Raw genomic sequence first — 13303 nt, 5'->3', positions numbered from 1 at the left:
ATGACCACTTCCGTATCCCGCGTTCCCTGCACCGTCGTCACCGGCTTCCTCGGCGCCGGCAAGACGACGCTGGTCCGCCATCTCCTGGAAAACGCCGGCGGCAAGCGCATCGCCATCATCGTCAACGAATTCGGCGACATCGGCATCGATGGCGAGATCCTCAAGGGATGCGGTATCGACACCTGCCCCGAGGAAAACATCGTAGAACTGGCCAATGGCTGTATCTGCTGCACTGTCGCCGATGATTTCGTCCCGGCGCTCGACCAAATCCTGTCGCTGACGCCGAAGGTCGACCATATCCTGATCGAAACCTCGGGCCTGGCACTGCCCAAGCCGCTGGTCCAGGCCTTTCAGTGGCCGAGCGTGAAAAGCCGGGTGACCGTCGATGGCGTCATCGCCGTGGTCGACGGACCGGCATTGGCCGAAGGCCGCGTCGCCAACGACATGGAGGCCCTCCAGGCGCAGCGCGCCGGGGACGAGACGCTCGACCACGACGATCCGGTGGAAGAACTGTTCGAGGACCAGATCGCCTGCGCCGACCTGATCATCCTGTCGAAGAGCGACCTGATGGACGCCGCCGGCACCGCCCGCGCCAATGCCATCATTGGCGAACACTCCGCCCGCGCGGTGAAGATTGTGCCGACCTCGCATGGCAAGGTCGATCCCTCGGTGCTGCTCGGGCTCGGTCTCGCCGTCGAGGACGACATCGAAAACCGCAAGTCCCATCATGACGGCGCATTCGACCACGAGCATGACGACTTCGACACGTTCATCGTCGACATTGCCTCGATCGCCAATCCGGACGAGCTGGCAAAGCGTGTCGCCACGGTCGCCGAAGAAGAGAACGTGCTGCGCGTAAAAGGCTTCGTCGAGGTCGGCGGCAAGCCGATGCGGCTCTTGCTGCAGGCCGTCGGGCCGCGCGTCAATCATTACTATGACCGCGCCTGGACCGCGCAGGACGACCGCCGTTCGCGCCTCGTCGTCATCGGCCTGAAGGGGCTGAACCGCCCGGCGATCGAGCGTATACTCGCCGGCTGATTTCGGACACGGATTGCGATGCACATCCTAACCACGACATCCGCCTCGCTCGACGACCTCGCCGAGCCGGTCGATCTGCGGCAGACGCCGGCGGATATCGTGGCCCTGTCCTTCACCGACAGCGACCTCGCCGGACTGGCGGCGGCGTGGAGGACCGATGCCGACCGCCTGCCCTCGATGCGGCTGGCCGCACTGCGCGACCTGCGCCATCCCATGTCCGTCGACCTCTGGGTCGACAGCGTCGCCCGCCATGCCAAGATCATCCTCGTGCGCATCCTCGGCGGCTACGACTGGTGGCGCTACGGCTGCGACCAGCTTGCCTCGACCGCCCGCGAACGCGGCATAAAACTGGCGCTGCTGCCCGGCGAATGCCGCGACGAGGATCTGCGCCTGATCGAAGCCTCGACGCTGCCGCGCGAGGAGTTGGACGGCCTGCTCGACTATTTCCGCGAGGGCGGCCCGGCGAATATGAGCGCACTGGTGCGGAAATTGGCGGGGTTGGCGGGACAGGATGCGGAAGTTATCGGCCCGGTGGTGGTGCCGAAAGCTGGTTCTTACGTGCCCGGATGTGGAGTTGTGGAGAAGCGGGACTTATCGAATGCTGGCGCTTACAACGTCAACGCTCCTATCATCCCCATCCTGTTCTATCGCTCGATGCTGCTGGCCGCCGATGTCGCGCCCATCGATGCGCTTGTTGAAGCGCTGCGGCAGCGCGGCATCGACCCAGTCCCGATCTTCGTCTCCAGCCTCAAGGACCCAACCTCCCTCGCCTTCGTGGAAACAGCACTGACGGCGCTGAAGCCCGCCGCCATCATCACCGCGACCGCTTTCGCCTCAGGCGCCGAACCCGGCATCGAAACGCTATTCGACCGCGCCGGCGTGCCTGTCTTCCAGGTCATCGTCGCCACCACCCGCCGCGACATCTGGCAAAACAACCAGCGTGGCCTGGCACCCGCCGACCTCGCCATGCATGTCGTGCTGCCCGAACTCGACGGCCGCGTCCTCGCCGGCGCCATTTCCTTCAAGGGCGAGACCGAGACCGATCCCGCACTCGGCCACCGCGCCTTCGCCAACCGGCCGGAACCGGATCGCGTGGCGCAGGTCGCTGACCGCGTCGCGGCCTTCATCAAGTTGCAGGAGACACCCCGCGCCGGGCGCAAGCTGGCGATCCTGATCCCGGATTACCCTAGCGCTCCTGGTCGAACCGGCTATGCCGTCGGCCTCGACGTGCCGTCCAGCGTGCTCGCCATGCTGCATGACCTGAAGGAGCAGGGCTATGTGATTGAGGGGATTCCGCAGACGCCGCGTGGGTTGCTGGATTTGCTGGAAGCCAGCGATACTGGATTGGCCTTAGATAACTACATTGCCTTCTCGACGGAGTTGCCGACTGCGGCAATTACTGCGGTCGAAGCCGCTTGGGGCAAAGCGGAAGGCGAAACAGGTTTGCGCGGAAGCTTCCCCTTCCGCGCCGCCACCTTCGGCAACGTCACCATCGCCCTCGCCCCCGACCGCGGCCGCTCCGTCGACCGCCGCGCCGACTACCACGACCCGACGCTGCCCCCGCGCCATGCGCTGATCGCCTTCGGCCTCTGGCTGCGCAAGTCGCTCGGCGTCCACGCGCTGGTCCATGTCGGCGCCCATGGCACGCTTGAATGGCTGCCGGGCAAAACCGTTGCTCTGTCGGAAAACTGCTTTCCGGAGATCGTCACCGGTCCCCTGCCCGTCATCTATCCCTTCATCGTCTCCAACCCGGGCGAAGCGGCGCAGGCCAAGCGGCGCATTGCCGCCGTCACCCTTGGCCATTTGCCGCCACCGCTGACCGGCGCCGGGCTGGACGAAAACCAGCACAAGCTCGAGCGGCTGGTCGACGAATATGCGCAGGCCGACGGGCTCGACCGTCGCCGCCGTGACCGACTGGCGAAACTGATCGTCGACACCGCGCAAAAAACCGGTCTCGCCTCCGAAGCCGGCGTCGCCACGACCGACGCGCCGGACGAGGCGCTGCGCCGCATCGACGCCTGGCTTTGCGATCTCAAGGATTTCGCCATCAAGGACGGGCTGCATATCTATGGCCGCGCTCCGGAGGATGAGCCCGACGCCATGCGCCGCCAGAGCGCTGAAGCCGAGAAGGCGGCGCTGCTTGCCGCGCTCGATGGCGGCCACGTCAAGGCCGGTCCGGCCGGCGCGCCTACGCGCGGCCGCTCGGACGTCTTGCCCACCGGCCGCAATCTGTTCACCTCGGACCCGCGCACCATGCCGACGCCGACCGCCTATGATCTGGGCAGGGCAGCGGCGGAGGAAGTCGTGCGCGGCTACATGCAGTCGCATGGCGACTGGCCACGCTCGCTGGTCATCGATCTCTGGGGCTCGGCATCGCTGCGCACCGGCGGCGAGGAGATCGCTCAAGGCCTGGCGCTGATGGGCTGCCGGCCGCAATGGGATTTGGCCACCGGCCGCATCACCGGCATCGAAGTGCTGCCGCCGGCCACGCTCGGAAGGTCACGCGTCGATGTCACATGGCGCATATCAGGCCTGTTCCGCGACATGTTCCCGACCCAAATCGCGCTGATCGATGCCGCAGCCAACGCGGTTGCCGCGCGCGACGAGGACGATTCGGAAAACCCGCTCGCGGCCAAAACCCGCGCCGACGGCAAGATCAGCCCGCGCATCTTCGGCACCTCGCCGGGCACCTATGGCACCGGCGTCGAGGATCTCATGTCCTCCGGCGACTGGAGCGCGCGCGACGAAATCGGCCGCGCCTATCTCGACGCTACATCGCACGCCTATGGCGGCGCCGGGGGCGAAGGCATCTCCGCGCCCGGCGCCTTCGAGGGCCGCATCGCCGAAGCCGATCTTCTCGTCCACACCGGCGACGACCCCGGCCGCGACATCCTCGAGGGCTCCGCCGATGTCGCCTTCATCGGCGGCTTTTCCGCAGCAGTTGCGGCGCTCGGCAGGAATGCCGACGTCATCGTGCTCGACACCACGGACCCGCAAAAGCCGAAGCCACGCTCGATCAGTGAGGCCGTAGCGCGTGTCGTGCGTGCTCGCGCCGTTAATGCCCGTTTCATCGCTGGCCAGATGCGGCACGGCCCGCGCGGTGCCTCCGAATTCGCCGAAACCGTCGACCGGCTGGTCGGCTTCGCCGAAACCACGCACGCCATTTCGGGAACGCTGATCGAGGCGGTTCATGATGCCTATCTAGGCGATCCCATGGTCCGCGCCTTCATCCTGCGCGAAAACCCAGCCGCCGCAAAAATCATCGCCGAGCGCTTCCTGTCGGCGCGCCGGCGCGGCCTGTGGCATCCCCTGCGCAATTCCATCGACGACGATCTCGCAGCCCTGATCGCCGAGGCAGAAGCGCTTGGGGTGGCGGCATGAACGCCTTCTCGCGCCGCGGCGCCTGTCCGGCTTTGTCGGCGCCGATGCAAACCGGCGACGGCCTGCTGGTGCGGCTCAACCCGGTCGCTGGGGGGATGTCGCCAGAGTCGTTGATCGGACTAGCCGAATCCGCTTTGCGGCACGGCAATGGCATCATGGAAGTCACCGCGCGCGGCAGCCTGCAGATACGCGGCCTGACGGCGCAAAGTGCTGCGCTGCTGGCGGCGGAGGTCGATGCGCTTGATATCGCGGTTCGCACCGGCGTGCCGGTCGAGACCGGGCCGCTGACCGGCATTGATCCGCAAGAGATTGCCGATCCCCGGCCGCTGGCTGAACGTATCAGGGCTGCGATCGAAGAAGCTGGGCTCGTACAACGCCTAGGGCCGAAGGTGTCGGTCGTTGTGGACGGCTGCGGGCAACTCACCATGGATGCGGTCACGGCCGACGTGCGGCTTGCTGCGACGCGCACCGATGCGGGAGTTCGGTGGCGGGTGTCTGTCGCGGGTGACGGGCAGAATGCGAGGCCGCTGGCGTTTGCCGATCAAGGTGCGGCGCGCGATATTGCCGTTGCAGCTCTAAGGATGGTTGCAGAGAAAGGCCGCGAGGCTCACGCAAGGGATTTATCGGAGAGGCAATTAGTGTCTCTGGCGGGTTGGCTATGCTTGACGAGTTTGCGCGAGGCGCCCCCCTCTGTCCTGCCGGATATCTCCCCCTCAGGGGGGGAGATTGGCAGCTTCGACGCCGGCTTTTCCTTAACAACACCGGAGATTGGCGAAACCATCGGTGACGGCGTAATCTCCCCCCTAGAGGGGGAGATGTCCGGCAGGACAGAGGGGGGCGCCTCGCGCAAACCTATCGGCCTTTTCCCCTTAGCCGGCCACGCCACCGCCCTCGGCATCGCCCTGCCCTACGGCAGCATGCCGGCGGACAACATCATCGCCCTCGCCCAACACGCCCTCACCCTCGGCACGTCAGAAATCCGCCTCGCCCCCGGTCGCGCCCTGCTCTTCCTCGGTCAACCAATCGCCGCCAACCACCCCCTCCAGCACACCGCCGCCACCCTCGGCTTCGTCATCGCCCCCACCGACCCGCGCACGCGCATTGCCGCTTGCCCGGGCATGCCGGCCTGCGCCTCCGGCCGCATCGCCACACGCGACATCGCCGAGACGATAGCCGCTGAAACAGCCGACATCCTCGACTTCACCCTTCACATTTCCGGCTGTGCCAAAGGCTGCGCCCACCCCGGTCCGGCAGCGCTGACGATCGTCGGCGGCGAAAATGGAGCCGGACTTGTCGTGAACGCGACGGCAAAGGCCCTTCCTGCCGGCTACAGGCCGGGCTATGACGCCGCGCGCGGCATCGGCCGCGTCGCGGCGATGATCCGCAGCACACGATATCAAGGTGAAACCGCCGCCGCTTGCCTGACAAGGCTCGGGCCGGCCGGTATCGCCGAGGCCTACCGACAGGCCCAAACTGAAAAACGGAAATGAGCATGGCCGCCTACGACTACATCCATGACGGCACGGCGATCTACGAGCGCTCCTTCGCCATCATCCGCGCCGAGGCCGATCTGTCGCGCTTCTCCGAAGCCGAGGCCGATGTCGCCATTCGCATGATCCATGCCTGCGGCCAGGTCGAAGCTTCAAGTCATTTTGTGTTCTCCACCGATTTCGTTGCCGCCGCCCGCACCGCTTTGGCGGCCGGCGCGCCGATCTTCTGCGACGCGGAAATGGTCTCGCATGGCGTCACCCGCGCCAGGCTGCCGGCGGGCAACGAGGTGATCTGCACCTTGCGCGACCCGCGTACGCACGAAATTGCCAGGCAAATCGGCAACACCCGTTCGGCGGCCGCCATCGACCTCTGGGGCGAGCGCATGGCCGGCTCTGTGGTTGCCATCGGCAATGCGCCGACCGCGCTATTCTATCTCCTGGAAAAACTGCGCGATGGCGCACCGAAGCCGGCGGCCATCATCGGCATGCCGGTCGGCTTCGTCGGTGCGGCCGAATCCAAGGATGCGCTGGCCGAGAATTCCTACGGCGTTCCCTACGCCATCGTGCGTGGCCGGCTTGGCGGCAGTGCCATGACCGCCGCCGCGCTCAATTCATTGGCGAGGCCTGGCCTGTGAACGCCTTTCTCAAAGGCCGCCTCGTTGGCGTCGGCACCGGTCCTGGCGACCCCGAACTGCTGACCCTAAAAGCCGCCCGCATCCTGGCCGAGGCCGATGTCGTGGCCTATTTCGCCAAGCGCGGCAACAACAGCAACGCCCGTGCCATCGTCGAAGCGCAGTTCCGGCCCGAAATGACGGAATTGCCGCTGCTCTATCCCGTCACAACCGAAATCGCCAGGGATCACGACGACTACCGCTCGCAGATCACGGCTTTCTACGAGGAGTCGGCCGAGAAGGTCGCCGAGCACCTCGAAGCCGGCAGAATGGTTGCGGTGCTGTCGGAGGGCGACCCGCTGTTCTACGGCTCTTACATGCATCTGCATGTGCGCCTCGCCCATCGTTTTCCGACCGAAGTCATCCCCGGCGTCACCGCCATGTCCGGCTGCTGGTCGCAGACCGGTATTCCGATCGTCCAGGGCGACGACGTGCTCACCGTGCTGCCGGGCACGATGAGCGAGTTCGAACTGACCCGCCGGCTGGCCGACACCGATGCCGCCGTCATAATGAAGGTCGGCCGCAACCTGCCCAAGATCAGGCGGGCGCTGGAGGCTACGGCCAAGCTGTCGCGCGCCGTCTATGTCGAGCGCGGCACCATGGCCGGCAGCGTCTCGATGAAGCTTGCCGACAAAAAGGACGACGAGGCGCCCTACTTCGCCATCGTGCTGGTCGCCGGCTGGTCCGGCCGCCCCGGCGCCGTGGGAGCGCAGGTATGAGTGGCCGTCTCATCGTCATCGGCCTTGGCCCCGGCAATGCCGATCAGGTCACCCCGGAGGCCAGCCGCGCTGTCGCCGAGGCGAAATTCTTTTACGGCTACAAACCCTATCTCGACCGGCTGGACCTGCGCCCGGACCAGACCCGCGTCGCTTCCGACAACCGCGAGGAACTCGCCCGCTCCAAGGACGCATTGAGCAAGGCTGCAGAGGGCCATGACGTCGCCGTGGTCTCCGGCGGCGATCCCGGCGTGTTCGCCATGGCGGCGGCCGTCTGCGAGGCGATCGAGGCCGGTCCGGTCGAATGGCGCGCGGTCGATGTCGCCGTGGTGCCCGGCATCACCGCCATGCTTGCGGTTGCCGCCCGCATCGGGGCGCCGCTCGGCCATGATTTCTGCGCCATCTCGCTCTCCGACAATCTAAAGCCATGGGAGTTGATCGAACTGCGCCTGCTGGCGGCGGCCGGTGCCGGCTTCGTCATCGCGCTTTACAACCCGATCAGCAAGGCCCGCCCCTGGCAACTCGGCCGCGCCTTCGAGTGCCTGACCGCCATCCTGCCGGGCACCACGCCGGTAATCTTCGGCCGCGCCGCCGGTCGCCCGGACGAGCGTATCGAGGTCTACCTGCTGGCCGATGTCGAGGCTGAAAAGGCGGACATGGCGACCTGCATCATCATCGGCTCGCCGGAAACCAGGATTATCAAGCGCACGGAGAAGCCGGCGCTGGTCTACACGCCGCGCTCGTCCACGGGACGGACAAAATGATCGATCCCGAATCGATCGACAATGGCGGCCAGCGCTTCGACGGTTTCAGCCGAGGGCACGTCCGGCAGATCAGGCCTGCGGATCATGACCACCTCGATGCCAAGCGCCCGCGCCGAGGCGATCTTGCCAAAGGTCGCCTCGCCGCCGCTGTTCTTGGACACCACGACATCGATGCGGTGCCTTTCGAGCAGCGCGCGTTCCTCCGCGTCGCGAAACGGGCCACGGGCCAACAGATATTCGGCGTCGGGCACGGCCAGCTTCGGCTCGACCGGATCGACACTGCGAATGAGATAGTGGTGCTGGGGCGCTGCTTCGAAAGCCGCAACCTCTTGCCGGCCCAGTGCCAGAAAAACGCGGCGCGGCGCCGGTCCAAGCGCTTGCGCGGCATCGCCGACCGTACCGACCAACGTCCAGCGGTCGCCTTCGACAGGCTCCCAGCCGGGACGCCGCAGGGCAAGGATCGGCACGCCGGCCATGCGCGCGGCTTGTGCGGCATTGGCGGAGATTTGCGCCGCATAGGGATGCGTGGCGTCGATCAGCAGATCGGTGGCCGTTTCCGTGAGGTAAGCGGCCAGCCCGTCGGCGCCGCCAAAGCCTCCGCTTCGCACCGGCACGCCTTGCGCGACCGGGCTTTCGGTGCGGCCGGCCAGCGACAGCGTGACCGAGGCACGCGCCGCCAGTTTTCCGGCCAGTTGCCGCGCTTCGGTGGTGCCGCCGAGGATCAGGATACGGTGGGTCATCATGCCTGCTGAGCGTCAATCGCGAGCCGCCTGGCTGACAGTCGTCGGCATCGGCGAGGACGGTTTAGCGGGTCTCGGCGACGAGGCCAAGCAGCGGATTGCCCAGGCTGAGATCATCTTCGGCGGCAAGCGGCACCTCGCCCTTGTCGCTTCCTTCGCCAAGGGCGAGCCGCGCCCATGGCCGGTTCCCTTCGATGCCGAGATGGCTGACGTCCTGGCGCTTGCCGGCAGGAACGTCTGTGTGCTCGCGTCCGGCGATCCCTTCTTCCACGGCGTCGGCGCCACGCTCGCCCGCAAGGTCAAGGCGCAGGAGATGCACGTTATCCCCGCGCCTTCAGCCGTTTCACTGGCGGCCGCCCGGCTCGGCTGGGCGCTGCAGGATATCGAAACCGTCTCGCTGCACGGCCGGCCGCTCGACCTGATCCGGCCGCTGCTGCAGCCAGGCGCGCGCATCCTGGCGCTGACCTCGGATGCAGAAGCCCCCGCGGCGATTGCCCGCCTGCTCGCGGAACTCGACTTCGGCGCATCGCGGCTGACGATCCTGGAGGCGTTGGGTGGGCCAAGCGAGACCCAGCGCTCGGTCCGCGCCGATGCCTTCGACCTCGAAAACCTCAATCCGCTCAACGTGCTGGCGGTCGAAGTTGAATCCGGTCCGGACGCGCGCGTGCTGCCGCTCACATCAGGCCTTGCCGATCACCTGTTCGACCATGACGGCCAGATCACCAAGCGCGAAATCCGCGCGATCACCCTGTCGGCGCTGGCGCCGCGGCGCGGCGAGTTGCTGTGGGACATCGGCGCCGGCTCCGGTTCCATCGGCATAGAATGGATGCTGGCCCACCCTTCCATGCGCACTTTTGCCATCGAGGCCGATCCGGTGCGCGCTGCCCGTATTGGTCGCAACGCCGCTGCCTGTGGCGTTCCCGGCCTTGTCGTGGTCGAAGGCAGCGCGCCGAAGGCGCTTGCCAGACTGGACACGCCAGACGCGATCTTCATCGGCGGTGGCGGCAGCGATGCCGGTGTCTTGAACGCTGCCATCAAGGCCCTGCACACTGGCGGCCGTCTCGTCGCCAACGCGGTGACGCTGGAGATGGAAGCCCTGCTTCTTGCCCAGCATACGAAGCTCGGCGGCGATCTCACGCGTATAAACATCTCCCGGGCCTCGCCGGTCGGCTCGATGCAGGCCTGGCGGCCGGCTATGCCAGTGACGCAATGGAGCTGGATGAAGCCATGATGGTCGCAGGCATAGGCTGCCGAAAGGGCGCGGGCGTCGAAGAGGTGCTTGCGGCGATCGAAACGGCGCTGGAGGCGCATGGGTTGGCGATGACGGCGCTGTCGGCACTGGCGACTGCCGCGTTCAAGAAGGATGAAGAAGCGATCGCCGCCGCTGGCCGCACGCTGAGTCTTCCCGTCATCGTCGTCGACGACTCAGCACTTCAAGCTGCCTCGTCGGATACGCTCAGCCATTCCGATCTCTCGCAGGATGTTGCCGGCACACCATCGGTCTCCGAGGCGTCCGCCCTCGCCGTGGCCGGCACAGGCGCAAAACTGCTTGGCCCCCGCACCGTGCTCGGCCCGGTCACCTGCGCCATCGCCATCAGCGGAGATGCGTCATGACCGTTCATTTCATCGGCGCCGGTCCAGGTGCGGCCGACCTCATCACGCTGCGCGGCGCAAGGCTTTTGGCAAACTGCCCGGTTTGCCTGCATGCCGGCTCGATCGTCGCGCCCGAATTGCTGCAGCACTGCGCGCCGGGGACAAAGCTGGTCGACACCGCGCCGATGTCGCTCGACGAGATCGAGGCCGCCTATCTCGAGGCGCACAAATCAGGCCAGGATGTCGCCCGGCTGCATTCCGGTGACCTGTCGGTATGGAGCGCGGTCGCCGAGCAGATCCGCCGGCTGGAAAAGCACGGCATCCCTTATACGCTGACGCCGGGCGTCCCCTCCTTCGCCGCTGCCGCCGCAGCATTGCGCCGCGAGCTGACCATTCCCGAAGTGGCGCAAAGCCTTGTGCTGACCCGCATTTCCGGCCGCGCGTCAAAAATGCCGCCCGGCGAGACGCTGGCAGGCTTCGGCCGCACCGGCGCCACGCTCGCTATTCATCTTGCCATCCACGCCATCGATCGCGTCGTCGCCGAACTGACGCCGCATTATGGCGGCGATTGCCCGGTGGCGGTCGTCTTCCGCGCTTCCTGGCCGGACGAGCGCGTGCTGACCGGCACGCTGGCGACCATCGAGGCACAGCTCGCCGCCGATCCGATGGAGCGCACGGCGATCATCTTCGTCGGCCGCTCGCTGGCGGCGCGAGGTTTTGGCGAGAGTTCATTATACGACGCCCATTATCAGCGGCGTTTTCGCGGACGGGACGGATTGTGAGCGGCAGCACCAAAAACACCGGCGAAAACGCCACGCTCGAAAAAGCCTTGTCCCGGCTGAACTTCAAGCCGCGCCAACTGGAGCCGGGCCATGTCTGGCTTGCCGGCGCCGGCCCCGGCGACCCCGGCTGCCTGACCCTGGAAGTGCTGGCGGCTTTGGCCGAGGCGGATGCGCTGGTCTACGACGCACTGGTGTCCCCTGACATTGTCGCAGTTGCCGAAAAAGCCGAGCTTTTCTTTGCCGGCAAGCGCGGCGGCAAACCGTCGATGAAACAGGACGACATCACCGCCCTGCTGGTCCGGCTCGCACGCGAAGGCCGCCGCGTCGTCAGGCTGAAGGGCGGCGATCCCTATATTTTCGGCCGTGGCGGCGAAGAAGCTCTGGCGCTGGCGCGGGAAAGTATCCCGTTCCGCGTACTGCCCGGCCTGACCTCGGGCCTCAGTGCGCTGGCCGCGACCGGCATCCCCGCCACCATGCGCGGCATCAACAAGGCGGTGATCCTGGCGACCGGCCACGCCGCCGGCACCGATGACGATCTCGACTGGGCGGCGATCGCCCGCACCGGCCAGCCTGTCGTCGTCTATATGGGCATGGCCAATCTGCCCTTGATATCAGCCGCCCTTCTCGATGGCGGGCTGGCGCCGTCGACACCGGCGGCTGTGATCGTCGCCGCGACGACGCCGCAGGAGCGGACCGTCGTCGCCACGCTCGCCACCATTGCCGAGGAAGCTGCGGCCGCCGGTCTCGCCTCGCCGGCGCTGATCGTTGTTGGCGGCATCGTTGCCATGCGCGCGGCCCTGGCGGGGCAAGCATGACGGCCCGCGCCATCATCATCGGCGCGCCGCGCTCCGGCTCCGGCAAGACCAGCGTCACCATCGGCATCCTGCGCGCGCTGACCCGGCGCGGCTTGAAAGTGCGCGGCGCCAAATCCGGCCCCGACTATATCGACCCCGGCTTCCACACCGCCGCCACGGGGCTGTCCGGCGTCAACCTGGACAGCTGGGCGATGCCGCCATCGCTGCTCAACGGGCTTGCCGCGCAAGCCGCCGATGACACCGATTTCGTCATCCTGGAAAGCGCCATGGGCCTGTTCGACGGGATACCCGCGGCTCCCGGCCGAACCGGCTCGGCGGCCGACCTGGCGCGGCTCTATGGCCTGCCGGTGCTGCTGGTGCTCGACGTCTCCGGCCAGTCGACCACGGCGGCGGCTGTCGCCAAGGGTTTTGCCACCTATGATCCTGACGTGCGCATGGCCGGTGTCGCGCTCAATCGGCTGGGCAGCGAGCGGCACCGCAAGCTGTGCAGCGAGGCCATCGAGGCGATCGGCCTGCCGGTCGTCGGCGCCATCCTGCGCGATCCCACGCTGAACCTGCCCGAGCGGCATCTCGGCCTTGTCCAGGCTGGCGAATATGACGACCTGATGGCGCATCTCGACCGGCTGGCCGACATGGCGGAAAAGTCGCTCGATCTCGATGCGATCATGGCCCTGGCGACGCCCCTCACCCCGGCGCCCGGCGGTTTCGACGACGCGCTGGCGCCGCCCGGCCAACGCATCGCGCTGGCCGAGGATGCCGCCTTCACCTTCCTCTATCCGCATGTCGCCGCCTACTGGCGCAAGGCGGGTGCGGAAATCGTCCCGTTCTCGCCGCTCGTCGACGAAGCGCCCGACGGGACCTGCGACGTTTGCTGGTTGCCGGGCGGCTATCCCGAGCTTCACGCCGGCAAGCTCGCCGCCGCCGCGACTTTCCGCGCCGGCATGGCGCGTTTCGCCGCGACGAAGCCCATCCATGGCGAGTGCGGTGGCTTCATGGTGCTCGGCGAAGCTCTGGAGGACGCGTCGGGCGAAACGCATGCGATGCTCGGCCTGCTCGGCCATGCCACCAGCTTCGCCAGGCGCAAGATGAACCTCGGCTACCGCGAGGCGCGGCTGCGTGCCGATTGTCCGCTGGGTGCACAGGGCGCGCTGATCCGGGGCCACGAATTCCACTATGCGCAGATGACGGCCACCGGCAATGACGAGCCGCTGGCCGACCTTGCGGACGGCCAGGGCAATCCGATCGGCGCCTCGGGCTACCGGCGCGGTCATGTCAGCGGCACCTTCTTCCATGCGATTGCGAGGGGCTAGAGC

Annotated in this window: 12 protein-coding genes; 11 read left to right on the top strand and 1 reads right to left on the bottom strand. The window is 67.0% G+C overall.

Features of this window, described 5'->3' with window-relative positions; genetic code table 11:
• From cobW to RPF88_RS04550, 6 genes are read left to right on the top strand one after another with little or no spacing between them, the layout of a single operon-like run.
• On the top strand, window positions 1–1038 hold the full coding sequence (gene cobW, locus RPF88_RS04575) for a cobalamin biosynthesis protein CobW (RefSeq protein WP_013531087.1): 1038 nt from the start codon (window positions 1–3) through the stop codon (window positions 1036–1038).
• Between the two features lie 18 nt (window positions 1039–1056).
• Window positions 1057–4419 (top strand): cobaltochelatase subunit CobN, encoded by a 3363-nt coding sequence (cobN, locus tag RPF88_RS04570; protein ID WP_337121776.1) that lies wholly within the window; start codon window positions 1057–1059, stop codon window positions 4417–4419.
• A complete protein-coding gene (gene cobG / locus RPF88_RS04565; RefSeq protein WP_337121774.1) occupies window positions 4416–5909 on the top strand; it encodes a precorrin-3B synthase in 1494 nt (497 codons plus the stop codon). Before cobN ends, cobG begins: the two co-directional genes overlap by 4 nt.
• A gap of 2 nt (window positions 5910–5911) precedes the next feature.
• Window positions 5912–6544: a precorrin-8X methylmutase gene (locus RPF88_RS04560; RefSeq protein WP_337121773.1), complete on the top strand. Its 633-nt coding sequence runs from the start codon at window positions 5912–5914 to the stop codon at window positions 6542–6544.
• Window positions 6541–7299, top strand: a complete 759-nt coding sequence (locus tag RPF88_RS04555; RefSeq protein ID WP_337121772.1) for a precorrin-2 C(20)-methyltransferase — start codon at window positions 6541–6543, stop codon at window positions 7297–7299. Before RPF88_RS04560 ends, RPF88_RS04555 begins: the two co-directional genes overlap by 4 nt.
• Window positions 7296–8060 carry a precorrin-3B C(17)-methyltransferase gene (locus tag RPF88_RS04550; protein WP_063168244.1) on the top strand — a complete coding sequence of 255 codons (765 nt, stop codon included), beginning with the start codon at window positions 7296–7298 and terminating at the stop codon, window positions 8058–8060. Before RPF88_RS04555 ends, RPF88_RS04550 begins: the two co-directional genes overlap by 4 nt.
• On the opposite strand, the gene RPF88_RS04545 is transcribed toward RPF88_RS04550, so the two are convergent.
• Complete coding sequence (locus tag RPF88_RS04545) at window positions 8024–8800, bottom strand: cobalt-precorrin-6A reductase (RefSeq protein WP_337121770.1); 777 nt, start codon at window positions 8798–8800, stop codon at window positions 8024–8026. The genes RPF88_RS04550 and RPF88_RS04545 overlap by 37 nt on opposite strands.
• A gap of 1 nt (window position 8801) precedes the next feature.
• Here RPF88_RS04545 and RPF88_RS04540 point away from each other — a divergent pair, with 1 nt between their 5' ends.
• From RPF88_RS04540 to RPF88_RS04520, 5 genes are read left to right on the top strand one after another with little or no spacing between them, the layout of a single operon-like run.
• A complete protein-coding gene (locus RPF88_RS04540) occupies window positions 8802–10031 on the top strand; it encodes a bifunctional cobalt-precorrin-7 (C(5))-methyltransferase/cobalt-precorrin-6B (C(15))-methyltransferase (RefSeq protein ID WP_027160557.1) in 1230 nt (409 codons plus the stop codon).
• The gene (locus tag RPF88_RS04535; protein WP_337121769.1) at window positions 10028–10414 is read left to right on the top strand and encodes a cobalamin biosynthesis protein; all 387 of its coding nucleotides are present in this window, start codon (window positions 10028–10030) and stop codon (window positions 10412–10414) included. The genes RPF88_RS04540 and RPF88_RS04535 overlap by 4 nt, the downstream gene beginning before the upstream one ends.
• Entirely contained in the window at window positions 10411–11175 is a 765-nt protein-coding gene (gene cobM / locus RPF88_RS04530) for a precorrin-4 C(11)-methyltransferase (RefSeq protein WP_024501374.1), read from the top strand. The genes RPF88_RS04535 and cobM overlap by 4 nt, the downstream gene beginning before the upstream one ends.
• Window positions 11172–11990 carry a uroporphyrinogen-III C-methyltransferase gene (gene cobA / locus RPF88_RS04525; RefSeq protein ID WP_337121766.1) on the top strand — a complete coding sequence of 273 codons (819 nt, stop codon included), beginning with the start codon at window positions 11172–11174 and terminating at the stop codon, window positions 11988–11990. The genes cobM and cobA overlap by 4 nt, the downstream gene beginning before the upstream one ends.
• Entirely contained in the window at window positions 11987–13300 is a 1314-nt protein-coding gene (locus RPF88_RS04520) for a cobyrinate a,c-diamide synthase (protein WP_064993762.1), read from the top strand. The genes cobA and RPF88_RS04520 overlap by 4 nt, the downstream gene beginning before the upstream one ends.
• The last annotated feature ends 3 nt before the right edge of the window (window positions 13301–13303 follow it).

It is taken from the genome of Mesorhizobium sp. ISC11 (genome assembly GCF_037162595.1).
Taxonomy (GTDB): domain Bacteria; phylum Pseudomonadota; class Alphaproteobacteria; order Rhizobiales; family Rhizobiaceae; genus Mesorhizobium; species Mesorhizobium ciceri.
Note: the sequence above shows the minus strand (reverse complement) of the source record. Positions and strands in the feature narration are given on the sequence as shown.

Excerpts from the sequence above, each read along its gene's own strand:
- RPF88_RS04550 (WP_063168244.1), top strand. The coding sequence starts at position 7,296 with ATGAGTGGCCGTCTCATCGTCATCGGCCTTGGCCCCGGCAATGCCGAT.
- RPF88_RS04560 (WP_337121773.1), top strand. The coding sequence starts at position 5,912 with ATGGCCGCCTACGACTACATCCATGACGGCACGGCGATCTACGAGCGC.
- RPF88_RS04540 (WP_027160557.1), top strand. The coding sequence starts at position 8,802 with ATGCCTGCTGAGCGTCAATCGCGAGCCGCCTGGCTGACAGTCGTCGGC.
- cobW (WP_013531087.1), top strand. The coding sequence starts at position 1 with ATGACCACTTCCGTATCCCGCGTTCCCTGCACCGTCGTCACCGGCTTC.
- cobN (WP_337121776.1), top strand. The coding sequence starts at position 1,057 with ATGCACATCCTAACCACGACATCCGCCTCGCTCGACGACCTCGCCGAG.
- RPF88_RS04520 (WP_064993762.1), top strand. The coding sequence starts at position 11,987 with ATGACGGCCCGCGCCATCATCATCGGCGCGCCGCGCTCCGGCTCCGGC.
- cobM (WP_024501374.1), top strand. The coding sequence starts at position 10,411 with ATGACCGTTCATTTCATCGGCGCCGGTCCAGGTGCGGCCGACCTCATC.
- RPF88_RS04545 (WP_337121770.1), bottom strand. The coding sequence starts at position 8,800 with ATGACCCACCGTATCCTGATCCTCGGCGGCACCACCGAAGCGCGGCAA.
- RPF88_RS04535 (WP_337121769.1), top strand. The coding sequence starts at position 10,028 with ATGATGGTCGCAGGCATAGGCTGCCGAAAGGGCGCGGGCGTCGAAGAG.
- cobG (WP_337121774.1), top strand. The coding sequence starts at position 4,416 with ATGAACGCCTTCTCGCGCCGCGGCGCCTGTCCGGCTTTGTCGGCGCCG.